We start from the raw sequence: 25,542 nt of genomic DNA, 5'->3' as shown, positions 1-25,542 counted from the left end.
CCCGCCCCCCTTGCAGGAACTGAGGGCGCACCCGCCCCCCTTGCAGGGGCGGCAAGCGGACCGCTAGGATTGCGCCCGAGAACGGGCGCAAGCACCCTGCAAAGGCCCCGTCCGCACACAGGATCGCGATGAGCGAGATCTCGCCTGCCCCGCCCTCCCCCTCCGCCACCCCGCCGTCCCGGACGCTCTGGCCGGTGCTGTGGCCGCTTGCCGCCGCGCTGGCCATCTATCTGATCGGACTGTGGATCCCGATTCCCGGGGTGGATGCGGAGCGGCTCGACTACCACGACGGCTTCACCGGCGGCAGCTCGATCCGGATGGCCTCGATCTTCGCCCTGTGGACCGGCCCGCTGGTGGTGGCCATCGCCCATGTGGAGATCGCCCGCCTGATGATCCCGCCGCTGGCGCGCTGGCAGGCCGCCTCGGCCCGCAACGCCCAGGTGCTGGTCGCCATCACCGGCCTGATCGCCCTGCTGATGACGCTGGCGCAGGGCGCCGGCGCGCTGCACGCCATGCAGACAGGCCAGTTGCTGCGGGACCTGTCCACCGGCGGAGTGGTCGCCAGCCTTGCCGCCTATTGCGGGGCGACCGCGGTGCTGATCTGGCTGGCCGGACGGCTCCGCCTGCCGGGGCCGGGCCAGGGCATCCTGCTGCTGATGGTCTTTCCGATGATCGCCAGCCTGCCGTCGGAACTCGAGATGATCTTCTCGCAGTATCGCACCGGCATGTTCCTGCAATCCGGCCTGCCGATGGACCTGCTGGTCCCCCTCGCCTTCGTCGTGGCGGCAACGGCCGCGGCAATCATCGTCGCCAGAGGCTTGCAGACGACGGCGCGACAGACGGGCGCGGCACCGTCCGCCTGGCTGACCCTGCTGCTGTGGCCGCCGGTTCTCGCCAACACCGCGGCGGGCTATCTGGTCCTGCTGGTGTGGTGGGTGCTGCCGGACGGGGTCCGCGCCCTGGGCTGGCCGCTCTATGCGGCGCATTTCGTACTGACGGCGCTGCTGGTGCCGCTGTTCCTGACGGCCTATCTGCGCGTGCCGGTGCGGCCGGCGGACGCCGCCCGGGGACTGGAGGCCATGCCGGTCGCCACCATCGCCGCGTTGCAGATGGCGCTGGTGCTCGGTGCGGTGCTGGTCCGCTCGTTCTACATGCTGCCCGCCGCCTTCGGGGCGACGCCGGTCCTGGTGGTGGTGGCAAGCGTGCTGGTGCTGGCCGAGCTGCTGCGGCCGGCGACCGCCCCTGCCACGGCCGCCCGTTAGGTCAGGATCACCGAGAAAGCGGAGGTCGTTCACGGGAATTTCCCGTTGCAAACTTTTATGGTCTGTGAAAAAACCATTTTAAAGGTCAGACCTAAAAGAGACGGCGATGCTCAACGGTTTCGAGTTGCGACGCGCAGATTTCGGCTTCACCGGCGAAGGGCTCAGCCGGCCCGAGTGCATCCTGGCGGAAGCGAGCGGCGACCTTTGGGTGTCCGACAATCGCGGCGCTGTGACCCATATCCGTCCCGATGGCGCGCAGCGCCTGCTGGGCACCATGGGCGGCAAGCCCAACGGCATGGCGATGGACACGAACGGCAGTATCCTGCTGGCCAACATCGCCTTGCGGAAATTCTTCCGCGTGGCGCGCGACGGCAGCCATGAGCTGTTTTTCGACCGGATCGACGGGCATCCGGTGGGGGCGGCGAATTTCGTCGGCCGCGACCGCTGGCGGCGAACCTGGCTCTCCGTGTCCTCGCGGCTGGAGAACCATCTGCTGGCGCTGGAGGAGGATATCCCGGACGGCTACGTGATCCTGCTCGACGAGCGCGGGGCCCGCATCGTCGCAGACGGCCTGCTGTTCACCAACGAGGTGCGCGTCGACAATCACGGCCACTACCTCTACATGGCCGAAACGCGCGGCGGGCGGATCTCGCGGGCACGGATCCGCGCGGACGGCAGCCTCGGCGAGCCGGAGGTCTTCGGCCCGGACCCGATCTTTCCCGGCGCGCTGGTCGACGGCATCCGCTTCGACAGCGCCGGCAACCTGTGGGTGACCGAGATCACCCGCAACCGGCTTTATGTCCTGCAGCCCGACGGCTGCGCGCTGCTCGTCTTCGAAGACCCCGAGGGCGACATTCTCGACCATCCGTCCAGCCTCACCTTTGCCGGCGAGGACCTGCGGACCGTCTATGTGGGCGGGCTCGGCCAGACCCGCCTCGCCCGCTTTCGCGCGCCGGTTGCCGGCCGCCCTCCCGTCCACTGGCTGGCCAGCTGAAAGACCCGATCATGACCCCTGCGCAGTTCATCGCAGGCACCTGGCGCAGCACGCCGGGCGCCCCGTCGACGCCTGTCCTCAACCCGGCCGACAACACCGAGATCGGCCGCGTGCCGCACGCGAGCGCCGACGAGATTTCCGAGGCGCTGGACGCGGCCCGGCGCGGTTTCGCCCTGTGGCGGCGTGTGTCCGCAGCCGAGCGCGGCGCGGTGCTGCGGCGCGGTGCCGCCGCCCTGCGGCGGGACGCGGAGGAGATCGCCCGGCAGATGGTGCGCGAACAGGGCAAGCCGCTGTCCGAGGCACGCGTCGAGGTGGCCGTATCGGCCGACATCCTGGACTGGTCGGCCGGCGAAGGCGAACGGCAATACGGCCGGCTGATCCCGCCGCGCGATCCGCGCTTCCGCCAGAGCGTGCTGCACGAGCCCGTCGGCGTATGCGTGCTCATCCCTTCGTGGAACGTGCCGGTGCTGTTCGTGGCGCGCAAGCTGGGCGAATGTCTGGCGGCGGGATGCAGCGCGATCCTGGTCGGCCACAAGCAGACGCCGGGCGCGGCCGTCGCGGTGATCCGCGCGCTGATCGAGGGTGGGTTGCCGGCGGAGGCGGCGAGCCTGCTGTTCGGCTCCAACGCCGAGCTGGTGGAGACGCTGCTGCGCGCGCCCGGCATCGCCAAGGTGTCCTTCACCGGCGGTACGCAAACCGGGCGGACCATCGGCCGGCTGGCGGCCGATGCGGTGCTGAAGACCACGCTGGAGCTCGGCGGCCACGCGCCGACCATCGTCTTCGACGATGTCGATGTGGAGGCGACGGCGGAGATCGTCGTGCGCAGCAAGTTCCGCAATGCAGGTCAGGTCTGCAACTCGCCGACCCGGCTTTTCGTGCAGCGCAAGGTGCACGACGCCTTCGCCGATGCACTGGCGAGACGCGCGACGGCGCTGCGGCTCGGCGACGGACTGGCGCCGGAAACCGAGATGGGGCCGCTCGCCTCGCGCCGGCAGCTCGCCCGCATCGAGGCGATGGTGGAGGATGCACGCGGCTGCGGCGCGCGCATTCTGTGCGGCGGCGAGCGGCTGCAGGGGCCGGGCAACTTCCACCAGCCGACGCTGCTCGCGGAGCTGCCGGACGAGGCAAGGATCCTGCGGGAAGAGCCCTTCGGCCCGGTCGCCGCGCTGATCGCCTTCGACGAGCCGGAAGAGATGATGGCGGCCGCGAATGCCCTGCCCTACGGGCTGGCCGGCTATTGCTACACGCGCTCCCCGGCACGGGCGCGCTTCGTCGAGCAGGGCCTGTCTGTCGGCATGCTTGGGATCAACACGCCGCAGATCTCGCTGCCGGAAACCCCGTTCGGCGGCGTGCGCCAGAGCGGCAACGGGTCGGAAGGCGGCAGCGAGGGCGTTGCCGCCTATATGACCACCAAATACGTCTCCGAATTCATCGCCTGACGGCGGCCCCGAGAGAAATGGAAAGACGAATGCGAAAGACCCGGAGCACGGCGGTGCCCCGGGTCTTTCTTCTTTTCGCAGAGGCGCGAACCGCTCACACGCCCTTGGTCAGGCCACCGTCGATGTCGATGGAGGCGCCGTGGATGAAGGAGCCGCGCCCGTCGGACAGATAGGCGACGAGCTCGGCCACGTCGCACGGCTGGCCGAAGCGCAGGATCTTCAGTTCGTCGACGAACTCGCGACCGGCCCGCTCCGGGTCGCCATGGCCGTCGCGCACGGCCTTCTGCTCCAGCATGCTGTCGAGCCGCCCGGTGTCGATCCAGCCGGGGTTGATCGAGTTGACCCGTACCCCGTCGCGGCGGCCGGTTTCGGCCAGCGCCTTGCAGAAATTGATCAAGGCCGAGCAGATGGCGCCGCCGATCAGCGAATCCGCGCTCGGCGTATGGCCGAGCGCACCGGCAATGGTGACGACGGAGCCGCCGCTCGCGACCAGATGCGGCCAGGCGGCCCGGGTCACAGCCACCGTGCCGAAGAACTTGACGGAAAAACCGTGCCGCCAGTCCTCGTCGGCCAGATCGGCGAGCCCGCCGCGACGGGTGGCGCCGGCGCAATTGACGACGAGGTCGAGGCGGCCGAAGTCGGCGGCGACCTTGCCGACCAGCGCCGGAATGCCTTCGGCCGCAGAAAGGTCCGCCGCATAGCCGCGCGCCTGCGACAGGGCGTCGATCTCCGCCGTCGTGGCGGCCAGCTCGGGCGTGTCCATCGCCACCACGGCGACCGCCCAGCCGTCCTGCGCAAGGCGAAGGCCGATGGCCCGGCCGATACCCTGGCTGCCGCCGGTGACCAGCGCCACCTTGCGCGTGCTGTCTGCGCTCATTGCCATTCCTCCCTCGTGATCTTCAGAAGCCGGTCCTGTCGGCGCCCTTCAGCGCCAGGATCTCCCGCGCCTCGTCGGGCGATGCCACCTGGAGGCCCAGCCCCTCGATGATCCCGCGCACGGTCGCCACCTGCTCGGCATTGGAAACGGAGAGACGCCCCTTGCCGGCCCACAGATTGTCTTCAAGGCCGACGCGCACGTTTCCGCCCTGCGCGGCGGCCAGGGCGGCGATCCGCATCTGGTTCCGCCCCGCGCCGAGCACCGACCAGCGATAGTCGCCGCCGAACAACCGGTCGGCCGTGCGGCGCATGTGCTGGACGTCTTCCGGGTGATTGCCGATGCCGCCGAGAATGCCGAAGACGCTCTGGACGAAGAAGGGCGGCTCCACCAGGCCCCGGTCCGCGAAATGCGCCAGGTTGTAGAGGTGGCCGATATCGTAGCACTCGAACTCGAAGCGGGTGCCGTTGCCGGCGCAGGTCTTCAGCGCATACTCGATGTCCGCGAAGGTGTTGCGGAAGATCAGGTCGCGGCTGCCGGCCAGATACGGCTCCTCCCAGTCGTGGCGGAAGTCGCGGAAGCGCTCCAGCATGGGATAGAGGCCGAAATTCATCGAGCCCATGTTGAGCGAGGCGAGCTCCGGCTTGAGCTCGGTCGAGGGGCGGATGCGCTCCTCGATGGTCATGGTCGGGGCGCCGCCGCTCGTCAAGTTGAGCACCGCGTCCGTGCGCTGCTTCAGCACCTGGACCAGCGGCCGGAACGCCTCCGGCCGCTGGTCCGGCCGGCCGGTCTGCGGATCGCGGGCGTGGAGGTGCAGCACCGCGGCTCCGGCTTCGGCCGCACCCAGGGCGGAGGAGACGATCTCCTCCGGCGTCACCGGCAGATGCGGCGACATTGACGGCGTGTGGATCGAGCCGGTGACGGCGCAGGTGATGATGACCTTGCTGACGGACTGCGACATTAGCCGGCCTTTCTGAAAGCGGGGATGGCGACGCCGTGCTCCTCACGCAGGACCAGCGCCAGCGGTTCGTCGATCGCCAGATCCTCCGGATCGGCAAGGCCGACGAGGTTGGAGATCAGCCGCGGCCCCTCTTCCAGCTCGACCACCGAGACATTGTAGGGAAGCCGGTCGGCGAAGGCCGGATGGAAGGCCTTGCGGTAGGTCACCCAGCTGACAAGCCGGGCGCGGCCGCTCGCCTGCTGCCAGCCGGTCTCCGCGGCAAGGCAGCGCGGGCACTCGCTGCGGGCCGGCAGCCAGGCATGGCCGCAGGCCTTGCAGCACTGGTAGACGAGACGGCCCTCGGCAAGCGCCTGCCAATAGGGGCGGTTGGTCTCGTCGACGCGGGGAAGCGGAAAGGGATCGTGATCCGGCATGGCGGGCGGCATCTCCTCGATGGGGCGAAGGGGCACGCGCGCAGGCGCTAGTTGCCCAGAATGAGAGTGGAATGGGTGTGCATGACGCCGCCCTGGTTCGAGATGGCGCAGAGCGCGGCGCCGGGAACCTGGTTGACGGCGGTGCCGCGGATCTGGCGCACGCCCTCGATGACCAGCTGCAGGCCGGGCATGCCGGTCTCCGACAGCAGGCCGCCGGCAGTGTTGATCGGCAGGTCGCCGCCGGCCGCGATGGCACCGCTGGCGACGAACGCACCACCCTCGCCCGGACGGCAGAAGCCGTAGTCCTCCAGCGTCATCAGGGCGGTGATGGTGAAGCAGTCGTAGATCTGCGCCACGTCGACATCGGCGGGACGCACGCCGGCCATGCGGAAGGCGGTGGCGGCGGAGGCGCGCGCTGCCGTCGTGGTCAGGTCGGGGCGCTGCGCCACCTCGGCCGAGGTCTGGCCCTGGCCGAAGCCGAGGATCGGCACCGGCGCGGCGACGCCGAGCCGCGCGGCAAGGCGGGCACTGGTCAGCACCACCGCCGCCCCGCCGTCCGAGACGAGGCAGCAGTCGTCGCGCCGCAGGGGCGAGACGACGATGTCGGAGGCCATGTAGTCGTCGAGGCTGAGCGGCTTGCGCAGCTGGGCGGCGGGGTTGCGTGCGCCGTTGGCCCGGCAGGCGACGGCGATCGCGCCGAGCTGCTCGGCGGTGGTGCCGTGCTGCTGCATGTGCCGCTGGGCGATCATTGCGTAGCCGGCGGGAATGCCGAACCAGCCGAACACTTCGTCGGCGCCCCAGGGCTTGCTGTAGGCCTGACGCGTGCCGGACTTCGGATTGTCGGCGAAGCAGACCACCGCGACCTCGCACTGGCCGGCCTCGATGGCCATGGCGGCATAGCCGATCAGCGAGGCATTGGCTGCCCCGCCCTGGTCCCAGACGCCGCCGATGCGCGGCACGATTCCGGCCGCCTCGGCCAGCTTCTGGCCATACATGAACTCGTAGGCGGAGGTCGGGAACTTGACGAAGAGACCGTCGACGCGCTCCTTTTCGATGCCCGCATCGGCGAGCGCGTTGCGGATCGCCTCGATGTTGAGCGAATAGGTGGAGCGCCCTTCCAGCCGGCCGAAGGCGGTGTGGCCGATGCCGGCGATGACGACGTTGCCGGGCATCAGATCGTCCCCTCGCGCGACAGCTGCTCGATCTCGCCGGCCGGCAGGCCGAGCCAGTCGCCATAGACGGCGGCATTGTCACGGCCGAGCTCGCCGGAGGGGCGCAGCTCCACCCGTTCCTGGCCATCGAAACGAAGTGCCGAGCGCATCAGGGGCACGCGGCCATACATGGGATGCTCGGTCCATTCCAGCGCGCCGCGCCCGTGCAGGTGCTCATCGTTGACCACCTCGTCGAGCGTGCGCACCGGCGCGCAAGGAACCCGATGGTCGTTGAGCAGGGCGAAGAGCGGCTCCTTGTCGTGCTGCCCGGTGAAGGCGGAGACCAGCTCGTCGACCTCGTCCATTCGCTCCACCCGCTTCTTCAGCGTGTCGAAGCCTGGGTCGTCTCCGAGATCCGGCCGGCCCATGGCGCGGGTCAGGTTCACCCAGTGGGCATCGGACACGCAGATGATGGCGATGTGGCCGTCGCGGGTCGGGTAGACATTGTAGGGCGCCTCGGCAAGGCCGGCATGGCGGTTGCCGGTGCGCGGCGGCACCGCGCCGTCCGTGCCGTAGTAAAGACCGAGGCTGGAGCTGAGCGAGGGATAGAGCCCCTCCATCATCGAGACCTCGACCAGCCGGCCGCGCCCGGTGACGGAGCGCTCGTAGAGCGCGGTGACGAGGCCGGCATAAAGATGCACGCCGCCGAAAAAGTCGGCGATCGCCGGGCCGGCCTTGACCGGCGGGCGGTCGGGAAAGCCGGTTGTGCTCATCACGCCGGTCATCGCCTGCACCGTCAGGTCCATCGCCGGATAGCGCGACTTGGGACCCGAGCGGCCATAGCCGGAGCCGGCCGCATAGACGAGGCGCGGGTTGACCTTCGCCAGCTCCTCGTAGCCGAGGCCCAAGCGTTCCATGGTGCCGGGGGCGTAGTTCTCCACCACCGCATCGCCGCGCGCCACCATCTCGCGGAAGATCTCGCGGCCGCGCTCGCTCTTGAGGTTGAGCGTCACCATGTCCTTGTTGGAATTGAGCATGGCGAAGGGCAGCGCCGCACCGCCGACGACGGAGCGGCGGCGCAGTGGATCGCCGGCCGGCGGCTCGACCTTGATCACCCGTGCGCCGGCCATGGCCAGCAGGAAGCTGCAATAGGGTCCGTTGTAGATCTGGCCGACGTCGATCACCGTGATCCCGGCCAGCGGTGCTCCGCTCGTAGTCGTCATCATATCCCCCGGAAGTGCGGCGCGCGCTTTTCGGCGAAAGCGCGGGCGCCCTCGGCGACGTCGTCGCTGGTCTGCAGCAGGCGGTTGGTGAGCTGCTCGGCACGCAGGCCGGCGGCAAGGTCCATGTCGTGGCTGCGCAGGGCCAGCTCCTTGCTGGCCTGGATCGCCAGCGGCGCGTTCTCGGCGATGGCAGCGGCGAGACCGCGCGCCTCGCCCATCAGACCGGCGGCCGTCACCACGCGGTTGACGAGGCCCCAGCGCAGCGCCTCCTGCGCATCGAAGCTGCGCCCGGTCAGCAGCAGCTCCATGGCGATGGCATGAGGCAGTTGCTTGAGCACGCGCTGGGTGCCGCCATTGGCGGCGATCAGCCCGCGCTTGACCTCGGTCAGGCCGAAGGTGGCCGTCTCGCTGGCGATGCGGATGTCGGTCGCCATCAGCAGCGTCATGCCGCCGCCCAGACAATAGCCGTTGACCGCCGCGATCACCGGCTTGAACACCTCGAGACCGCGGTTGAGCAGCATGTCGCGCTGCGGCATCCAGGTCTCGCCGAGTTCACCGCGCGCGGTGGTGAAGCTCTTGAGATCCGCGCCGACCGAGAAGGCCTTATCGCCGGCCCCGGTGACGATCGCCACGCGGATCTCCGGATTGTCGCGCACCTCGACCCAGGCCCGCGACAGCTGCCGGTAGTGGGCATGATCCATGGCGTTGAGCTTCGCCGGCCGGTCGATCAGGATGGTGGCGATGCCGCCGTCGATATCGAGGTCGATCGGCATCACAGGTTCTCGCGCGAACCGTGGCGGATGAGATCGCGGGCGATCACCAACCGGTGGATCTCCGAGGGCCCCTCGCCGATGCGCTTGATGCGCGTCTCGCGGAACCAGCGCTCCAGCGGCAGCTCGCTGGCGACACCCATGCCGCCGAGGATCTGCACGCAGCGGTCGACCACCCGGTTGGCCGCCTCGGTGGCGAACAGCTTGCAGACCGAGGCCTCCAGCTTGATATCCTCGCCACGCTCGGCCCGCCAGGCCGCCTGGTAAACCAGCAGGCGAGCGGCGCGCAGGTCGACCTCGCTGTCGGCCAACATCCACTGGATCGCCTGGTGATCGGCAAGCTTGCGGCCGAAGGTCTCGCGTTGGCGCACCCAGTCGAGGGCGATGTCGAGAGCGGCCTGGGCGGTGCCGATGGTCGTCGCCGAATACGGCACGCGCTGATGGACCAGCCAGTCCTCAGCGAAGGCGAAGCCCTCCCCTTCCGCTCCCAGCCGGTTCTCGACGGGGATCTCGTAATCCTCGAAATGCAGCTCGTAGGGCGAATAGGAGCGGATCACCGGGATCGGCGACAGGGTCAGGCCCGGACGGTCGATCTCGACGATGAAGCTGGTGATGCCCTCGCGGCCACGCCCCTCGCCGGTGCGGGCGAACAGGATGCCCCAGCGCGACTGGCCCGCGCCGGTGATCCAGACCTTGGTGCCGTTGACGACGTAGCGGTCGCCCTTGAGCACGGCGCGGGTGCGGATGGCACGCGCCGGATCGGACCCGCCGCTCGGCTCGGATATGGCGACGAAGGTCTTCTCGCCCTGTTCGAGGGACGGCAGGGCATAGCGCGCGATCTGGTCCTGCGTGCCCTTGAAGATCACATTGGGCGGATCGAAGCCGAAGGCACCGCCGGCAGGGATGTAGGCGCCCATCCGGCACTTGGCCGCCTCCTCGGCGACGATCACCTGGCCGAGCAGACTGAGGCCCGCGCCGCCATGCTCGGCCGGGCTCTGGACGCACCACAGGCCGAGCGCCCGCGCCTTGGCACGCAGCCCCTTGAGCACGTCGGGCGGAAAGGCATAGGCGTCGAAGTCGAGCTTCTCCTCGGCCGGACGCACATGGTCGGTCATGAAGCGGCGGACCGTGTTGCGCAGCTCGCGCAGCTCGGCGGGCAGCGCCCATCCCTCGATCTCCGCACCGTCAAAAGAACCGGGCACCTGATTCATGCTCCCCCCGTGGATCCCAGATCATCTTATGCCGCAAGGCGGCCAGCGGCATCAGGCGCCGCCCCCTTCGCCGCGACCGTCGCTGCGAGGCTTGCCGACATTAAACATGAGATAATTTTAAATATCAAACCTTTTATCGAAAGAGCAATTCGACTATTGTCAGCCTTTACGAAAAGCCGCATTTTCCCGCGCATCCAGCGGAAATATCCGGCCGAACGGAGGATGGTTTTTTGGTAGGACATTTAGGGAAAAACGAGCAGACACCGGCGGTCTACCGCCTGAAGATCGGCAGCTTCCGCGTGACGATCATCTCCGACGGGTATCTTGAGGCCGACCCCTCATTCTATTCGGCCGGCGCGGATCGAATCAACGAGCTGGCGGTGCAGGCCTTCCGCAAGGCCGGCCCGTTCCGCATGGGCACGGTCGTCTACGTGATCGAGGCGGACGGTCGGCGGCTGATGGTGGATGCCGGATGCGGCCCGCTGTTCGGCCCTACATCCGGCTTCCTGCTGCAGAACATGGCCTTTGCCGGCATCACGCCGGACAGCATCGACGCGGTGCTGATCACCCACATGCATGCCGACCATATCGGCGGGTTGCTGGACGAGGCCGGCGCGGTGTTTCCCCGTGCGGCCATCGTAGTGCACAAGGACGAGCTCGGCTATTTCATGGGCGATCTCGCCATGTCTCGCTCCAACGACCGCAACCGGCCGTGGCTGCTGAGGGCGCGCAAGGTGCCCGAGCACTATCCCGACATCCGCCTGTTCGAGCGCGAGCAGGAAGTGTTCCCGGGCGTCACCGCCTTCCCGCTGCCGGGACACACGCCGGGGCACTCGGGCTTTCTCATCGAGTCTGGCGACGAGCAACTGTTTCTGGCCGGCGACCTCGTCTATTCGCCGGTCTACAGCTTCCGTCATCTCGACGAGAACTTCGCCTTCGATGTCGACCGGGAACAGGCGCTGCTGTCGCGGCGCAAGGGGCTGGACATGCTGGCGAGCGAGCGCTGGCTGATGTCGGCAACGCACCTGCCGTTCCCGGCGGTGGGCCATGTGGCGCGGCTGGGCGAGGCGTTCGAGTATATCCCGGAGGACTGGCGCCACGAGCCGTAACGCGGCGACGCGAGACACGCACAAAGCCGCCGGTCAGCCTTGCACGCGCCCCGCGTCGAGGATCAGGCCGGCGGCCTTCTCCGCCACCATGAAGACGGCGGCCTGGATGTTGCCGCGCACCGGCAGCGGCATCACCGAAGCGTCGACGACGCGAAGGCCGCGCACGCCGCGCACACGCAAGGTGCCGTCGACCGCCCCCTGCCCGTGACCGCCCGCACCGTCCGGCCCCATGGCGCAGGTGCCGGCGGGATGGAAGATCGTATCGGCGGAAGCGCGCAGGAACGCCTCGATCTCGCCCTGGCCCACGAGTTGCGAGGACGGCGACAGCGGTCCGTCGTGATGCGCGGCAAAGGCCGGATGGGACCCGAAGGCCTGCGCCATGCGAAATCCCTCGGTGAGATCCTCCACATCCTGACGCGCGCCGAGAATGCCCGTTTCGATGGCCGGTGGATCGGCCGGATCGGCCGAGACGAGCCGCACGCGCCCACGGCTGGCCGGATGCACGAGGCAGGCGACGAGGCCGAAGGCGTCGGACACGGCAGGCGGGACGAAAGGAAGACGCGGCCCCAGCGCCGGATTGAACAGGCGCAACAAGAACTGCAGGTTGGGTGCCGGCAACCCGGGCCGCGAACGGGCAAAGAGATGCGCGGCCGCCAGCGGCTCGCTCGCCGGCCCGCGGCCGGTCAGGGCGGCGCGCGCCAGCGCGACGGCCAGCCGGTCGAGCCGCATTGCGCCGGAAAGCTGCGAGGGCCGGCGGCGACGAAACTCCACCGCAACGCGCGGATGATCCCACAGGTTGGCACCGACGGCCGGCAGATGGGCCCGCAAGGGTATGCCGAGACGGGCAAGATCGGTCGCCGGGCCGAGACCCGAGCGCAGCAAAAGCGCAGGCGAACCGAATGCGCCTGCGGCAAGGATCACCTCGCGCCCCGCCTTCACGACATGACGACGCCCACCGCGCCGGCAGACGACGCCGGTGGCACGCCCGTCCGGCGCGATCTCCAGTTGCTCGGCCCGCATGCCGGTGAGCAGGCGGACGTTGGCGCGGCGCAAAGCGGGGGCAAGGAACGCCCGGTCGGCGCCCAGACGCCGGCCGCCGGACAGGTTGAACTGCGCCCGGCCGAAGCCCTCCTGGCGGGCGCCGTTGTAGTCGGCCAAGGCGGTGTGGCCGGCCGCAGCGAAGGCCGAAAAGGCAGCCTCCACCACCAGGTCGGCGTGGCTTGCCTCGGTGACGGCAAGGGGGCCGCTTCGGCCGCGAAGATCGTCCGGGTCGGGGCCCGAGTAGTCCTCCAGCCGGCGGAACAGCGGCAGCACCTCCGCCGCCGACCAGCCGGGCAGGCCGAGGGCCGCCCAGGCGTCGAAATCGGCGGCGTTGCCGCGCACATGGTTCATGGCGTTGATCATCGACGAGCCACCGACCAGCCGCCCGCGCGGCAGGAACAGGCGCCGCCCGCCAAGGGCCGGCTCGGGCTGGGAGCGGTACGACCAGTTGTAGCGCGCGGCCTTCCAGACGGCACCGACGCCGAGCGGGATCGACAGGAGAGGATCGCGCCAGCGCCGCCCGGCCTCGACGAGCACGACGCGGAAGCGACCGTCGGCGCTCAGCCGGTCGGCCAGCAGGCAGCCGGCCGAACCCGCTCCGACGATGACGAAGTCGGCTTCGATGTCGGCCGGGGCATCAGGAGGCGCCATCGCCACCCGCCGTCACGCCTGCCATCTGCGGCGCACCGGGCATGGGGCGCGTCTGCGCCGCCGGCAGGGTGACGAGCTCCCCATAGGTCATGTAATTGGGCCCGCCGACGCGGGCGACCGGGTCGAGCTCCGCCGTGTCGACCTTACCCTCGTGCAGCAGCGCGTCGTCGATGTGGAAGCGCAGCACCTCGCCGATCATCAGATAATTGCGCTCGTCGCCGAGCGGCAGGGCCATGTGCAGGCGGCACTCCAGGCTCGCCGGTGCCACGGCCAGCCGCGGCGGGGCGATGCAGCGGCTGGCGACCGTCGCAAGGCCCAGCGCCTGCGCCTCGCTGACATCGGGCGGATAGACGGCGGAACTGTCGTGCAGCTCCTGCAGCAAGCCGCGATGGGCGATGTTCACGACGAACTCGCCGTCGCGCAGGATGTTGGTGCCCGTGTCCTTCAGCAGCCGCCCCTTGCGACCGACGCTGATCGCTACCATCGGAGGCTTGTGCGAGCAGAAGGTGAAGGCGGAAAAGGGCGCCAGGTTCACCGCGCCTTCCGCCGATAGGGTGGATACCCAGGCGATCGGCCGCGGGACGATGAGCCCGGTCATCAGCTTGTAGTTCTCCCGCATGGTCTGCGGGGTCGGATCGATTTCCATGGTCTGTTCCGGCTTGGTCGTAGGGGAGATGCGGGCGCCCGGTCAGGGGGCGACGCGCAGCGCCGAATGGATGATGTCCGACAGGCGCTGGAAGCGCAGGTGGCTGTCGACCTGGTCCATCAGGCCGCTCGACAGCAGCACGGCGGACAGGCTGCGTTCGGGGTCGACCCACATGACCATCGATCCGGCGCCGATGGAGCCGAAGGTGCGCGGCGAGGCAAGATGCCCGAAGGGCGTGGGAAAGAGGCCGGTGCCGCGCAGGAAGAAGCCGAGGCCGAGCCAGGCGGGGAACGGCTCCCAGCCGCGCATCTCGCGCTGCGCCGCCAGCGTGTTGTTCGGCAACTCGCCGGTGTGATTGGCCGTGGCCAGCGCCAGCGAGGCGGGCGAGACGATGGACGCGCCCTCGAGCGCGCCGCCCGAAGCCAGCATGGCGGCGAAGCGCAGCACGTCGGCAAGGGTGGAAAAGCCGCCGCCGCCGGGCAACTCGGTCTCGGCGGTGATCCGCCGGTCGCGGGCGGCAAGACGCAGGTTCATCTCCGTCGGATTGCGCGCAACCACAGGCACCCGGCGCCGCCTGAGGCGCTCCGGCATGCCGATGGCGCTGTCGGCCATGCCGAGCGGCGCGAAGATGTCCTCCTCGATGATGCGGCCGAAACGGCGACCGGCAGGATCCACCCGCTCCGCCACGACGCCGAGCACGTCGTAGGAGACCTGCGCGGAATAGCTGACCACCTCGCCCGGCCGGTTGACCGGAGCGATGCGGCAGGCGAGCTCGACCGTGCGGCGCAGGTCGCCCTCGATCTCCTCGGTGAGACCGGGAAGGGTGAAGGGCATGCCGCCGGTATGGCTGAGCAGTTGCGCGACCGTGACGCGCTGCTTTCCGGCGGCGGCGAATTCCGGGATCACCTCGGCGATGCGGGTGCCCAGTGACAGGTCGCCCCGTTCCAGCGCGCGGAAGATGGCGAGCGCCGTCATCACCTTGGTGAAGGACATCACCGAGAAGACATCGCCTTCACCGAGCGAGCGGTCCGCCTCGCGCTCGGCAAAGCCGAAATGCCGCCGCATCACGACCCGCCCCTCGTGCAGGATGCCGATGGCCATCCCGTCATAGGCCTGACGCGCGATATCCGCCTCGACCGCCCTGGACAGCACATCCAGCCTGCCCTCGTCGACGGCGAACCGTCCCGACTTTTCCATCTCCGACATTCCCGCTCCCCACACGTTCGATTTATTGGTCTGATATTATACGACACGACCATTCTGGCAATACAGGAAACGGTAACACGAATTATATCGTTGTTTTAATTAGATTAATTTCGCAAGATTGAATGCCGCCGCAGCAGGCAAGCGCGCCATTCTGGGTATTTTTTTAAATATCATACCTTTTTCATTGACGCATCATTCGCCCGCCGCTAGCGTCAAAGCCGATCATGGACGGCGCGCGCTCCGCAAACGGCTCGCGACGCCGTCCCCACAATGCCCCGGCGAGCAGCCGGGCGCGAAACAGGCCCGACACGGCTGGGAGGCCATGGGCGGCGGGCCCGAGGGAGGCAGACGTGCTCAGCTTGGAGAATTTGCAGAAGACCTATCCGCCGACCGGAGACGGCGAGACACCGCCGCCCGCGCTCGTCGACCTGTCGCTGGAGATCGCACAGGGCGAGTTCTTCACGCTGTTGGGGCCGAGCGGCTGCGGCAAGTCGACGACGCTGCAATGCATTGCCGGGCTGGAACATCCCACGAGCGGACGCATCACCATGGACGGGCGGACGGTGTTCTGCAGCGACGCCAACATCGCCGTGCCGCCGAACCGGCGCGGCCTCGGCATGGTTTTCCAGTCCTACGCGATCTGGCCGCATCTGACCGTCTTCGAGAATGTCGCCTTCCCGCTGCGCTACGGCCCCGGCGGCACGGCGCGCGGCGACGTCCGCGCCCGGGTGCTGGCGGCGCTGGAACGGGTCGGGCTGCAGGACTTCGCCGACCGTCCCGCCCCCTACCTGTCCGGCGGGCAGCAGCAGCGCGTCGCCCTCGCCCGCTCGCTGGTCAACGAGCCCTCCATCATCCTGCTCGACGAGCCGCTGTCCAATCTCGACGCCAAGCTGCGCGATTCCATGCGCGTGGAGCTGCGCGATCTCGTCAAGTCGCTGGGCATCACCACGATCTACGTCACCCACGACCAGACCGAGGCCCTGTCCATGTCCGACCGGATCGCGCTGCTGAACAAGGGGCGCCTCGTGCAGCTGGGCACACCCGACGAGATCTACAAGCGTCCAAACTCGGCCTTCGCGGCCGAGTTCGTCGGCCGCAGCAACATCCTCAAGGGCCGCCTGGCGGAACGCGGTGCGGACGGCATCGGCCTGGTGGATCTATCCTTCGGCCGGGTCGCCTGCCCGGTTCCCGAGAACCAGAGCGTCGGCGCACAGGTGGAACTGATGATCCGGCCGCACGGGGTGCGCGCAGAAAACGGCGAGGCCGCCGCGGCGAGCCGCTTCCGCTCCACCATCCGCCGCATCAGCTTCGTCGGCGAGTTCCTCGACATGGAGGCAGAGCTCGGCGACGAGACGATCCGCATCTTCGCCAGCCCCTATTCCGGCTTCCGGGAAGGCGATGCGGCCTGGCTGGAATTCCCGCAGGACCGCTGCGTCCTCCTTGCCGAACGCGCCTGACGCACCGGCACCGCTTCACGCTTCGGGAGGACGACGACCATGGCGCATGCCGACACCCTTGCCCCTGGCCCGGCCCGCACGTTCGGCCGGCCGACCACCGCGACGATCATGTCGCTGGTGCTGCTGGCGCTGATGACCGCGCTGGTGATCGCACCGCTGATCCTGCTGTTCCGCACCAGCCTGACGCCGGCGGGCGAACTACCCTTTTCAACCGACGTCTACACGCTCGACAACTACCGCGAGGCGCTCGGCAATCCGCGCCTGCCGATCCTCATCGGCAACACGCTGACCTATGCCTTCGGCAGCGTCACCATCGGCGTGACGCTCGCCTTCGCCATCGCCTGGCTGGTAGAGCGCACCGACATCGGCTTCAAGCGCAGCATCCGCACCATGATGTTCTCGTGGATGGCTGTGCCGCCCATCGTCATGGCCTTCGGCTGGATCCTGCTCGGCAACCCCGGCAATGGCATCATCAACGTGATCCTGCGCTCGCTGTTCGCGATGAAGGGCGCGCCGGTGTCGATCTACTCGATGTGGGCGATGGTGCTGATCACCGGCTTCGCCATCGTGCCGACCGCCTTCACCATGATCGCCGGCCTGCTGCGCAACATGGACCCTCAGCTGGAAAGTGCCGGCAGCGTGCATGGCGCGCGGCCCTTCAGCGTGTTCCGGCGCGTCACACTGCCGCTGCTGGTGCCGGGGCTGCTGTCCGTCGGCATCCTGCTGTTCATGGCGATGGTGCAGGCGTTCGACCTGCCGCTGGTGATCGGCCTGACCGCAAGGGTGCCGGTGCTGTCGACGCAGATCTACCTGCTCGCTCATTCGGACGTGTCGCGCCCCGACTACTCCCTCACCGCCACCTTCGGCACCTTCTTCCTGGTGCTGGCCTTGATCCTGATCCTCGTCTACTTCCGCGCCGTGCGGCTGGGCGAGCGCTTTCGCGTGGTCACGGGCAAGGCCTTCCGGCCCAACCTGAAGCCGCTCGGCGGCTGGCACCGGCTCGCCACCGCCGGCGTCGGGTTCTATTTCCTTGTGATGATGCTTCCCTTCCTGGTGCTGCTGTGGACGAGCTTCCTGCCGTTCTACTCGGTTCCCTCGATGGAAGCGCTGAGCCGGCTGACGCTGGAGAACTACCAGGCGGTTTTCAGCGAAACGCGGATCGTGCGGGCGCTGGTCAACACCATCCTCCTGGTGCTCGCCTCCTCCACCATCGTCATGGTGCTGTCGGTGATGATCGCCTGGATCTCGGTGCGCTCGAAGACCCGGCTAGGCCGGCTGCTGGAGGTGATCTCCTTCGCGCCGATGGCGATCCCGCCGGTGGTGCTGGCCATCGCCATCCTGCTGATCTACCTGCGCACGCCGCTCTACGGCACGATCGGACTGATCATCCTCGCCCATGTGACGGCCTATATCGCCTTCGGCACGCGGACGATGAATGCAGCCCTTCTGCAGATCCACAAGGAGCTGGAGAACGCCGCCTTCGTGTGCGGCGCCGGCTGGTTCACCATGCTGCGGCGGGTGATCTTCCCCCTGCTGCTGCCGCATATCCTGAACGGCTGGCTGTGGGTCGCCGGACACAGCGCCCGCGACATCACCTTCCCGCTGTTCCTGATCACCACCACCAACGTGGTCGCCGCCTCCGAACTCTACATCCTGTGGAACACACCGGAGATCCCGACGGCCGCGGCACTGGCCGTGGTGCTGGTGAGCGGCCTGCTGTGCCTGGTCGTTCCGGTGCAGATCTTCGCGGCGCGGCTCGGCACCGAGCGGCGCAAGCCCTGACACGACCCGCGCGCCGCCGGCCGGACCTTGCGGCCGGCGCGCCCGACACTGGAGCCTCAAGATGAACTATCGATCGCTCGGGCGCAGCGGCCTCATGGTCTCGCCGCTGGCGCTTGGAACCTTCAACTTCGGCGGGCCGACCGACGAGGACACGTCCGTGCGCATCATCGCGCGGGCCATCGATGCCGGCATCAACCTGTTTGACGTCGCCAACTCCTACAATGAGGGGCGCAGCGAGGCGTATCTCGGCCGGGCCTTGCGCGAAAGCGGGCGGCGCGACGACCTGATCGTCAACACCAAGGTGCACTTTCCCGTCGGCCCCGGCCCCAACGACCGCGGCAACTCGCGCCACCACATCATCCGCGAATGCGAACGCAGCCTGAAGCGGATGGGCCTCGACCATATCGACATGCTGCAGCTGCACCGGCCGGATTTCGACATTCCGGCGGAAGAAACCCTGTCGGCGCTGAACGACCTCGTGCGCCAGGGCAAGGTCCGCTACATCGGCACCTCCACCCATCCGGCGTGGAAGGTGTACGAGGCGATCTCCATCGCCGAGCGACGCGGCTGGGCGCGCCCGATCGCCGAGCAGCCGCCCTACAACCTGCTGGACCGGCGCGTGGAGAACGAGCTGGTGCCGATGTGCCTTGCGGAAGGACTGAGCCTCCTGCCCTATGCGCCGCTGGCGCAGGGCGTGCTCGCCGGACGCTACGGCTCCAAGGCCGCCCCGCCCGCCGACAGCCGGGCCATCACCCGCGGCGGCACCTATGCCGACCGGGTGAACGAGGCAGGCATCGCCGTCGGCCGCAAGGTCGCGGAGCTGGCCGAGCGCGAAGGACTTGCCGGCAGCCATCTGGCGCTGGCCTGGGTCAAGGACCGCCCCGGCGTCGCCGCACCGCTGTTCGGGCCGCGTACGCTCGAGCAACTGGAGGACATGCTGCCGGTGCTGGAGCTCGACTTTCCCGCCCATCTGGAGGCCGAGTTCGACGCGCTGGTGCCTCCCGGCAGTGCCGTCACCAACTTCCACAACGGCTGCCGCTGGATGAAACAGGTCCTGGACGTGGAGGTGCCCCGATGAGCGCGCAGCTACAGGAGAGCTACCGGCAGGTGGCGGCGGCGGCCGAAGCCTATGCCATCGCCTTTCACGAGGGCGACACGAATGAGCTGGGGCGGCTGTTCCTGCCCGACTGCAAGCTGCAATTCGTCGAGGACGGGGCGCTGCGCCGCTTTGCCGCGAGCGACTGGATCGCCATCGTCGGCAGCCGCGCCTCTGCGGCGGCGCAAGGGCATGCGCCCGACTTCCGCCTCGCCTCGCTGGAGCTGGCCGGTCCCGACTGTGCCGCAGTCACCATCGAGATGACGAGCCCGCCCAACCGCTTCCGCGACGTGCTGCACCTGCTGCGCATCGACGGGACGTGGCGCATCGTCGCCAAGGCGTTCCATCGCGACCTCGCGGGCTGACAGAGCGTCATCCCTGAGCCTTTCCTTATTGCTCCCCGCCCGGCACTGCCCTCGCCGGGCGAAAGCCGCGTCTTTCCTGAGGTCTGACCCTGAGGCCGGGGGAAGACGCGGCGCCTTTTTCACCGAGGGACGTCTGTCCGGGAGAATGGTCCGAGCGAACGCGCCGGCCCGGTTCTCAGGCCGTCATGCCGATATGCTCGGCATAGGCATTGACGTGCCGATCCATCAAGCGCTTGGCCTCGGCCGGATCGCCGGCCTTGATCGCATCGGTGATCAGGCCGTGGACCTTGGCCACCTTCTGGCGCACGCCCTCGGGGTTGAGGTTCTCGACATTGGTCACCGCGTAGACCGACTGGGCGATGGACTCCATGAAGGCGATCAACAGGTCGTTGTGGCTGGCGTGGACGATGGCCATGTGCCAGTCGATATTGGCGCGCAGGAAGCCGTCGAGATCGTCGAGATTGTCGAGGAGACGCTGGTGGTGGGCGGAAATCGCCTCCACGTCCTCGGCCGTACGATAGCGCGCGGCCAGCATCGCCGCCGAGGGCTCGATGGCGCTGCGGGCCTCGACCAGCGAGGACAGGCGGGTCTTGCGGCTCGAGATATAAAGATTGACCGTCTTGACGATGGTGTCGCGGCTCGGCTGGCAGACCATGGAGCCGCCGTTGCGCCCCTGCTTGGTGACCAGCAGGCCCTCGATCTCCAGCATGCGCAGCGCCTCGCGGACACTGGAGCGCGACAGGCCGGAATTGTCCGCAAGCTCCCGCTCGTTGGGCAGCATCTCCCCATTGGCGATCCGCCCCTGCACGATCTCGTCGCGCAGATGCGAGGCGAGCACGTCCGCCGCCTTGGGAATCTTGATGCGATCAAGGCTGAAGCGGCGCTGTGCGCCTCCCCGCTCGGTCTTTGCCGTGTCTTTTTTCTGGACCATGAACCTGCCGATATGAACTGCCTGGCGGCGACTGAAAATGCCGACGCGCCTTTGCGCCAATATGAAATATATCAGACCAATTAGCAAACCCGCTCTGAGAGTGGGGTAATTCGCCGCAGACGCTACGGAATTCTCAAGGCACTCCCAGAGAGGACCGGAAGTGCCCTGCCCGTCGTGCAGGAGATATAAATAAACCGAAATTTTAAATGGTCTGATGTTTATTGACTCTCGCGACTATTGGGATATTCTGCAATCCGCCGCGGATCTGAAGCTTCCGATCAATGTCGGGCCGGCCGCGCAACCTGTCTGGGAGGAACCATGAAGGGACGCATTTTCACCGCTGCTGTCGTGGCGGCCACGCTGGTGGCCGTGACCATTTCGGTGCCCGCACGCGCAGCCGACGCGCCGACCATCGAGGAACTGGTCGAGGGCGCCAAGAAGGAAGGCCGGCTGGTCGTACTGTTGCTGCAGCCGACGCAGCAGCACAACCGCGAGATCGTCATGGAGGCCTTCAAGAGCCGGTTCGGTCTCGACATCGACATCGAATGGTCGCCCATGCATCCGACCACGCTGATGTCGCGGCTCAACGCCGAGAGCCCCTCGGGCCGCTTCAGCGCCGATATCGGCCAAGGCAGCGTCGACGATCTGTGGCCTTCGGTCGAGAAGGGCTATGTCGCCAGAATGGACTGGCCGGCCACATTCGGCTCGATGCTGGAGAGCATCGACCAGGCCGCAGGCGGCGTGCCGCCGGAAATGAGCGGCACGGTGCTGTCGATGTTCGACCTGGTCTATGGGCTGGTCTGGAACACAGACTTCGTCGAGGAGGCGGACCTGCCTCGCTCCTTCGCAGACCTTGCCGACGAGAGCTGGAACCAGCGTATCGCGCTCAACTCCTACCACATCGCGCCGGTCGACTATCTCAGCTACGAGATCGGCGCGGAGCCGACCATCGACCTGGTGGGCAAGCTGCTGGACAACAATCCGGTGCTGAAAGCCGGCAGCGGCGCGGTGGGGGCCGCCGTCTCCGCTGGCGAGGCGGCAGTCGGGACGGGTATGGCCTATGCCACCGACCTTGCCATCGATCGCGGCGAGCCGGTGCGCTTCCGCCCCTTCACCGACTACACGCCGGTGCTGGGCATGAAGGTCTTCGTGCCGGCCTATGCGCCGAACCCGAACGCGGCCAGGCTGTTCGCCGCCTGGTTCACCACCGAGGGCATGGCGCTGGTCGGGGAATCGGAGCATCTGGGCCAGCTGGGCAACCCGAACTCCGTCGTCGGCCGCGAGCTCAGCCGGCAGATCGAGGAGGCCGGATCCAAGGTGGTCAGCGTCTCGTCCATCGCCCAGTTCGGCGAGTTGGCGGAAACCCGCAAGGTCATCGACAAGATGATCGCCGACCGCTGACGCGGTCCTTTACCCAAAGCCGATACGACAAGGCCGCCGGCAGTGCTCCGACGGCCTTGTCACGTCGATCCGGCGGTCCCAGAGTTCCCGCCCGCTAGGTCAGGATCGTCGAGCCGGCACCGGCCTTTCGGGCGGCGGCGATGGTGGAGGTCGCGATCGCGGTGTCCTGCGCGCCCGTGCCGGTGAGATCGCAGAGGGTGATCTCGTCGTCCGAGCGGCGGCCGGGATGGCGGCCCGTGACGATCTCGCCGAGCTCCGGCGGCGTGCCGCCCTGCCACAGGCCCGCAGCGATGGCGCTGCGCAGCTCGCCGAGAGCCTCGCACTGGCTGACCCGGTCGCAGACATAAAGGTCCGCCGCAACGAGCGCTGCCGGATCGATCTCGTTCTTGCCCGCCTGATCCGAGCCCATCGCCGTGATGTGGAGGCCGGGATGCAGCCACTCGGCCTTGAGCACCGGATACTCGGCCGGGGTGGTGGTGACGACGAGCTGGCTCTGCGCCACCGCGTGGGCCGGATCGGTAACGGCCTCCGCCACGATCTTCAGCCGCTCGGCGATGTCGGCGGCGCAGGCTTCCGCCTTGGCCATGTCGCGGCCCCAGACGAGAACGCGGGAGAACGGGCGCACCAGATGGGCCGCCTCGATCTGCAGCCGCGCCTGGATGCCGGTGCCGATGACGGTCGCCGTCTCGACCTTCGAGGGTGCTAGGTGCCGCGCGGCGACAGCGCCGGCGGCGGCCGTGCGCACATCCGTCAGGTAGCCATTGTCGAGCAGCAGGGCCTCGACCAGGCCGGTCCTGGCGGAAAACAGGATCATCAAACCGTTGAGGCTCGGCAGGCCGAGCTTCGGATTGTCGAAGAAGCCGGGGCTGACCTTGATCGCGAAACCGTCGAAGCCGGGGATATAGGCGGTCTTCACGTCGACCTCGCCATTGGCCTCAGGGATCGCCATCGACAGGATCGGCGGCATCACCACGGTGCCCGAGGCGAGCGCGGCGAAGGCCCGCTCCACCACATCGACGGCGGCCAGATCCAGCTGCACCAGCCCGCGCAGCTCGCCCGCGGTCAGGACGGTCACTTCATGCGCCATAGCTGCGCCCTTTCAGCTCGACCTCGCCGAGGCGGACGCCGCGCCCGGCGACGATCTCGGTGAAGGTGGTCATGTCGACATTGCGGCCCGTGAGGATGGTGGCGACTGGACCGCCGAAGGCCGGCAGGCGGCCCGAGCGCATCGCGGCGATGCCGACGACGCTGCCGCCCTCGGCCACCATGCGGTCCTCGTAATAGAGCGCCTGCATGGCGTCGTAGATCTCGTCCTCGGTGACGAGGATGCAGTCGTCCAGCAGGTCGCGGCACATGGCGAAGGTCAGCCGGTTCTCCAGCCCGATGCCGCCGCCAAGGGAATCGGCAAGGCTTGCCACCTCCACGACCTCGACCGGACGGCCGGCCCGGATGGAGGCGTGCATCGCCGCGCCGCGATCCATGGTGACGCCGATGAGGCGGACCGACGGCTTGATCGCCTTTGCGGCAAGCGCAACGCCGGCGGCCAGTCCGCCGCCGGACAGCGGCACGAGGATCGCTTCAAGGTCCGGGCGGTCCTCGAGCATTTCAAGGCCGATGGTGCCCTGGCCGGCGATCACCAGCGGGTCGTCGAAGGGCGGGATCTCAACGAGCCCCTCCTCGCGCACCAGCCGCAGGCTCTCGCCCTGGGCATCGTCCTGGCTGCGGCCGGCGATATGCACCTCGGCGCCCAGCGCGCGGATGCCCTCGACCTTGGCTCTCGGCACCAGCTCGGACATGCACACGACGGCGCGAAGGCCGGCGGCGCGCGCGGCAAAGGCGACGCCGCGGCCGTGATTGCCGGTGGAGCAGCAGGTGACGCCGGGGGCGCCCGCCGGCACGGCGGAGACGGCGTTCAATGCGCCGCGCAGCTTGAACGCGCCGATGGGCTGGGTCGTCTCCAGCTTCAGCAGCAGGTCTCCATCCACGGCAAGCGAGGGCACCATCGGGGTGCGCGCGGCGACGCCGGCAATGGTGCGGCGCGCGGCGAGAATGTCGGCAAGCTGGATGCTCAACTCGCCTCCTTGACCGCGCTGAGGAACTGCTGCGTGCGCTCCTTCTGCGGATTGCCGAACAGCTCGTCCGGGGTGCCCTGCTCCTCGATCCGCCCGCTGTAGAAGAAGCAGATGCGGTCGGAAATGTCCTTGGCGAAGCCCATCTGGTGCGTGACCATCAGCATGGTCAGATTGTGCTCGGCGACGAGCTGGCGGATGACATTGGTCACCTCGCCGATCACCTCGGGATCGAGCGCCGAGGTCACCTCGTCGAACAGCATCACCTTGGGCCGCATGGCCAGCGCGCGGGCAATCGCCACGCGCTGCTGCTGGCCGCCGGACAGGCGCGAGGGGTGCTGGTCGCGCTTTTCCGCCATGCCGACCATCGCCAGCAGTTCCTCGGAACGCTCCCGCGCTTCCTTTTTCGACATGCCGAGCACATGCACGGGACCTTCCATGCAGTTTTCCAGCGCGGTCATGTGCGGGAACAGGTTGAAGTGCTGGAAGCACATGCCGATCTTCGAGCGCATCTTGCGCAGGTGCCGGCTGTCGGCGCGCACCAGCTTGCCGTCGCGCTCCATGTGGGTCAGCGGCTCGCCGTCGACATAGATGACGCCGCCATTGATGGTCTCCAGCGTCATCAGCATGCGCAGCACGGTGGTCTTGCCCGAGCCGGACGGACCGATGACGGTCACCATCTCGCCTTCGGCGACATCAAGGTCCAGCGAGTCCAGCACCACCAGGTTGCCGTAGGACTTGGTGACCTTCTTGAAGCTGACCATCGGGATCGCGTCCCCCTCAAGCCGGAGGGGGAAGGCGGAAACGTCTGTGGTGTTCATCAGCCCAATCCGAGTTTGCGGCGCACCCAGCCCTCGAAGAGCCGGATCAGGGCCGCCGTTGGCAGCGAGATGCAGAGGAAGATGATGCCGACCAGCGTGAACGGCTCGAGGAAGCGGTAGGTCTCCGAGCCGATGGCGTTGGCCGTGTGCATCAGCTCCGCGACACCGATCACCGAGAGCATCGGCGTGTCCTTGAAGATGCCGACGAGATAGTTGCCCATGCCGGCGAGCGAAGGCGGCAGCGCTTGGGGAAGGATGACGCGGAAGTAGGTGCGCGCCGTCGACAGGTTGAGCGACTTGGCCGCCTCCCACTGCCCCTTGGGCACGCTTTCCAGCCCGCCGCGATAGACCTCCGACAGGTAGGCCGCATAGTGCAGGCCGATGGCGATCATGCCGGCCGTCCAGGGCGACAGGCGGATGCCGAATTGCGGCCCGACATAGAAGACGAAGAAGATCTGCAGCACCAGCGGCGTGGAGCGGATGAACTCCACCGCCTCGCGAACCGCGATGGTGAGCGGGCGGAACGGCGTGCGCTGCGCCAGCGCGAAGACGAGGCCGAGCACGACCGCGATGGCATAGCCGAGGCCGGCGGCCAGCAAGGTGTTGCCGGTGGCGACGATCAGCCGGGGCAGGATCTCGAAGGTGAAGTCCCAGCGCCAATCGAACATG

The 25,542-nt window shown here is 68.2% G+C and carries 24 protein-coding genes; 9 read left to right on the top strand and 15 right to left on the bottom strand.

Going from position 1 to position 25,542, the window contains the following annotated elements:
- Positions 1-128: 128 nt before the first annotated feature.
- The 3 genes from BBX35_RS14790 to BBX35_RS14780 all read left to right on the top strand — a co-directional run bounded on the left by BBX35_RS14790 (position 129) and on the right by BBX35_RS14780 (position 3,695).
- Positions 129-1,262 (top strand): hypothetical protein, encoded by a 1,134-nt coding sequence (locus BBX35_RS14790; protein WP_067221724.1) that lies wholly within the window; start codon positions 129-131, stop codon positions 1,260-1,262.
- A 106-nt stretch (positions 1,263-1,368) separates the two neighbouring features.
- Positions 1,369-2,256 (top strand): SMP-30/gluconolactonase/LRE family protein, encoded by an 888-nt coding sequence (locus BBX35_RS14785; protein WP_067221723.1) that lies wholly within the window; start codon positions 1,369-1,371, stop codon positions 2,254-2,256.
- 11 nt (positions 2,257-2,267) lie between these two features.
- Positions 2,268-3,695, top strand: coding sequence for an NAD-dependent succinate-semialdehyde dehydrogenase (locus BBX35_RS14780; RefSeq protein ID WP_067221721.1), 1,428 nt, complete (start codon positions 2,268-2,270; stop codon positions 3,693-3,695).
- 94 nt (positions 3,696-3,789) lie between these two features.
- Here the strand turns inward: BBX35_RS14780 and BBX35_RS14775 are convergent, their stop codons facing one another.
- The 7 genes from BBX35_RS14775 to BBX35_RS14745 are packed head-to-tail and all read right to left on the bottom strand — an operon-like array spanning position 3,790 to position 10,289.
- On the bottom strand, positions 3,790-4,572 hold the full coding sequence (locus BBX35_RS14775; protein ID WP_067221719.1) for an SDR family NAD(P)-dependent oxidoreductase: 783 nt from the start codon (positions 4,570-4,572) through the stop codon (positions 3,790-3,792).
- Positions 4,573-4,594: 22 nt separating this feature from the next.
- Entirely contained in the window at positions 4,595-5,530 is a 936-nt protein-coding gene (kce, locus tag BBX35_RS14770; RefSeq protein WP_067221718.1) for a 3,5-dioxohexanoate:acetyl-CoA acetone transferase, read from the bottom strand.
- On the bottom strand, positions 5,530-5,943 hold the full coding sequence (locus BBX35_RS14765) for a Zn-ribbon domain-containing OB-fold protein (RefSeq protein ID WP_067222608.1): 414 nt from the start codon (positions 5,941-5,943) through the stop codon (positions 5,530-5,532). Before BBX35_RS14765 ends, kce begins: the two co-directional genes overlap by 1 nt.
- Before the next feature lie 47 nt (positions 5,944-5,990).
- Positions 5,991-7,115, bottom strand: a complete 1,125-nt coding sequence (locus tag BBX35_RS14760; RefSeq protein ID WP_067221716.1) for a thiolase family protein — start codon at positions 7,113-7,115, stop codon at positions 5,991-5,993.
- Positions 7,115-8,317 (bottom strand): CaiB/BaiF CoA transferase family protein, encoded by a 1,203-nt coding sequence (locus BBX35_RS14755; protein ID WP_067222605.1) that lies wholly within the window; start codon positions 8,315-8,317, stop codon positions 7,115-7,117. Before BBX35_RS14755 ends, BBX35_RS14760 begins: the two co-directional genes overlap by 1 nt.
- Complete coding sequence (locus BBX35_RS14750; RefSeq protein WP_067221715.1) at positions 8,317-9,090, bottom strand: enoyl-CoA hydratase/isomerase family protein; 774 nt, start codon at positions 9,088-9,090, stop codon at positions 8,317-8,319. The genes BBX35_RS14755 and BBX35_RS14750 overlap by 1 nt, the downstream gene beginning before the upstream one ends.
- The gene (locus BBX35_RS14745; RefSeq protein WP_244271637.1) at positions 9,090-10,289 is read right to left on the bottom strand and encodes an acyl-CoA dehydrogenase family protein; all 1,200 of its coding nucleotides are present in this window, start codon (positions 10,287-10,289) and stop codon (positions 9,090-9,092) included. Before BBX35_RS14745 ends, BBX35_RS14750 begins: the two co-directional genes overlap by 1 nt.
- Before the next feature lie 239 nt (positions 10,290-10,528).
- Between BBX35_RS14745 and BBX35_RS14740 the strand changes: the two genes are divergently transcribed.
- A complete protein-coding gene (locus BBX35_RS14740; RefSeq protein ID WP_067221711.1) occupies positions 10,529-11,407 on the top strand; it encodes an MBL fold metallo-hydrolase in 879 nt (292 codons plus the stop codon).
- A 33-nt stretch (positions 11,408-11,440) separates the two neighbouring features.
- Here BBX35_RS14740 and BBX35_RS14735 read toward each other — a convergent pair whose 3' ends face one another.
- Genes BBX35_RS14735 through BBX35_RS14725 form a run of 3 tightly spaced genes read right to left on the bottom strand, consistent with a single transcriptional unit; the run spans position 11,441 to position 14,951 of the window.
- The gene (locus tag BBX35_RS14735; protein ID WP_067221710.1) at positions 11,441-13,099 is read right to left on the bottom strand and encodes a GMC family oxidoreductase; all 1,659 of its coding nucleotides are present in this window, start codon (positions 13,097-13,099) and stop codon (positions 11,441-11,443) included.
- Positions 13,086-13,745 carry a flavin reductase family protein gene (locus BBX35_RS14730; protein WP_067221708.1) on the bottom strand — a complete coding sequence of 220 codons (660 nt, stop codon included), beginning with the start codon at positions 13,743-13,745 and terminating at the stop codon, positions 13,086-13,088. The genes BBX35_RS14735 and BBX35_RS14730 overlap by 14 nt, the downstream gene beginning before the upstream one ends.
- Before the next feature lie 42 nt (positions 13,746-13,787).
- On the bottom strand, positions 13,788-14,951 hold the full coding sequence (locus BBX35_RS14725; protein WP_067221707.1) for a serine hydrolase domain-containing protein: 1,164 nt from the start codon (positions 14,949-14,951) through the stop codon (positions 13,788-13,790).
- 350 nt (positions 14,952-15,301) lie between these two features.
- On the opposite strand from BBX35_RS14725, the gene BBX35_RS14720 reads away from it, so the two are divergent.
- The 4 genes from BBX35_RS14720 (at position 15,302) to BBX35_RS14705 (ending at position 19,651) form a co-directional block, all read left to right on the top strand.
- Complete coding sequence (locus BBX35_RS14720) at positions 15,302-16,408, top strand: ABC transporter ATP-binding protein (protein ID WP_067221705.1); 1,107 nt, start codon at positions 15,302-15,304, stop codon at positions 16,406-16,408.
- A 39-nt stretch (positions 16,409-16,447) separates the two neighbouring features.
- Positions 16,448-18,190 (top strand): ABC transporter permease, encoded by a 1,743-nt coding sequence (locus tag BBX35_RS14715; RefSeq protein ID WP_083206328.1) that lies wholly within the window; start codon positions 16,448-16,450, stop codon positions 18,188-18,190.
- Positions 18,191-18,251: 61 nt separating this feature from the next.
- Positions 18,252-19,268: an aldo/keto reductase gene (locus BBX35_RS14710; RefSeq protein ID WP_067221704.1), complete on the top strand. Its 1,017-nt coding sequence runs from the start codon at positions 18,252-18,254 to the stop codon at positions 19,266-19,268.
- Positions 19,265-19,651 (top strand): nuclear transport factor 2 family protein, encoded by a 387-nt coding sequence (locus BBX35_RS14705; RefSeq protein ID WP_083206327.1) that lies wholly within the window; start codon positions 19,265-19,267, stop codon positions 19,649-19,651. The genes BBX35_RS14710 and BBX35_RS14705 overlap by 4 nt, the downstream gene beginning before the upstream one ends.
- A gap of 175 nt (positions 19,652-19,826) precedes the next feature.
- On the opposite strand, the gene BBX35_RS14700 is transcribed toward BBX35_RS14705, so the two are convergent.
- Positions 19,827-20,582, bottom strand: a complete 756-nt coding sequence (locus BBX35_RS14700) for a FadR/GntR family transcriptional regulator (protein ID WP_083206326.1) — start codon at positions 20,580-20,582, stop codon at positions 19,827-19,829.
- Between the two features lie 318 nt (positions 20,583-20,900).
- Here BBX35_RS14700 and BBX35_RS14695 point away from each other — a divergent pair, with 318 nt between their 5' ends.
- A complete protein-coding gene (locus tag BBX35_RS14695; RefSeq protein ID WP_067221700.1) occupies positions 20,901-21,983 on the top strand; it encodes an ABC transporter substrate-binding protein in 1,083 nt (360 codons plus the stop codon).
- A 94-nt stretch (positions 21,984-22,077) separates the two neighbouring features.
- Here BBX35_RS14695 and BBX35_RS14690 read toward each other — a convergent pair whose 3' ends face one another.
- The 4 genes from BBX35_RS14690 to ehuD are packed head-to-tail and all read right to left on the bottom strand — an operon-like array spanning position 22,078 to position 25,541.
- The gene (locus BBX35_RS14690) at positions 22,078-23,070 is read right to left on the bottom strand and encodes a cyclodeaminase (protein WP_067221698.1); all 993 of its coding nucleotides are present in this window, start codon (positions 23,068-23,070) and stop codon (positions 22,078-22,080) included.
- The gene (gene eutB / locus BBX35_RS14685) at positions 23,060-24,055 is read right to left on the bottom strand and encodes a hydroxyectoine utilization dehydratase EutB (RefSeq protein WP_067221696.1); all 996 of its coding nucleotides are present in this window, start codon (positions 24,053-24,055) and stop codon (positions 23,060-23,062) included. Before eutB ends, BBX35_RS14690 begins: the two co-directional genes overlap by 11 nt.
- Positions 24,052-24,873, bottom strand: coding sequence for an ectoine/hydroxyectoine ABC transporter ATP-binding protein EhuA (ehuA, locus tag BBX35_RS14680; protein WP_067221695.1), 822 nt, complete (start codon positions 24,871-24,873; stop codon positions 24,052-24,054). The genes eutB and ehuA overlap by 4 nt, the downstream gene beginning before the upstream one ends.
- Positions 24,873-25,541, bottom strand: coding sequence for an ectoine/hydroxyectoine ABC transporter permease subunit EhuD (ehuD, locus tag BBX35_RS14675; protein WP_067221693.1), 669 nt, complete (start codon positions 25,539-25,541; stop codon positions 24,873-24,875). The genes ehuA and ehuD overlap by 1 nt, the downstream gene beginning before the upstream one ends.
- Position 25,542 lies beyond the last annotated feature (1 nt).

It is taken from the genome of Stappia indica, assembly GCF_001696535.1.
Lineage (GTDB): Bacteria > Pseudomonadota > Alphaproteobacteria > Rhizobiales > Stappiaceae > Stappia > Stappia indica.
The sequence above is the reverse complement of the archived record's forward strand: the minus strand, read 5'-3'. Positions and strand labels throughout refer to the sequence as shown.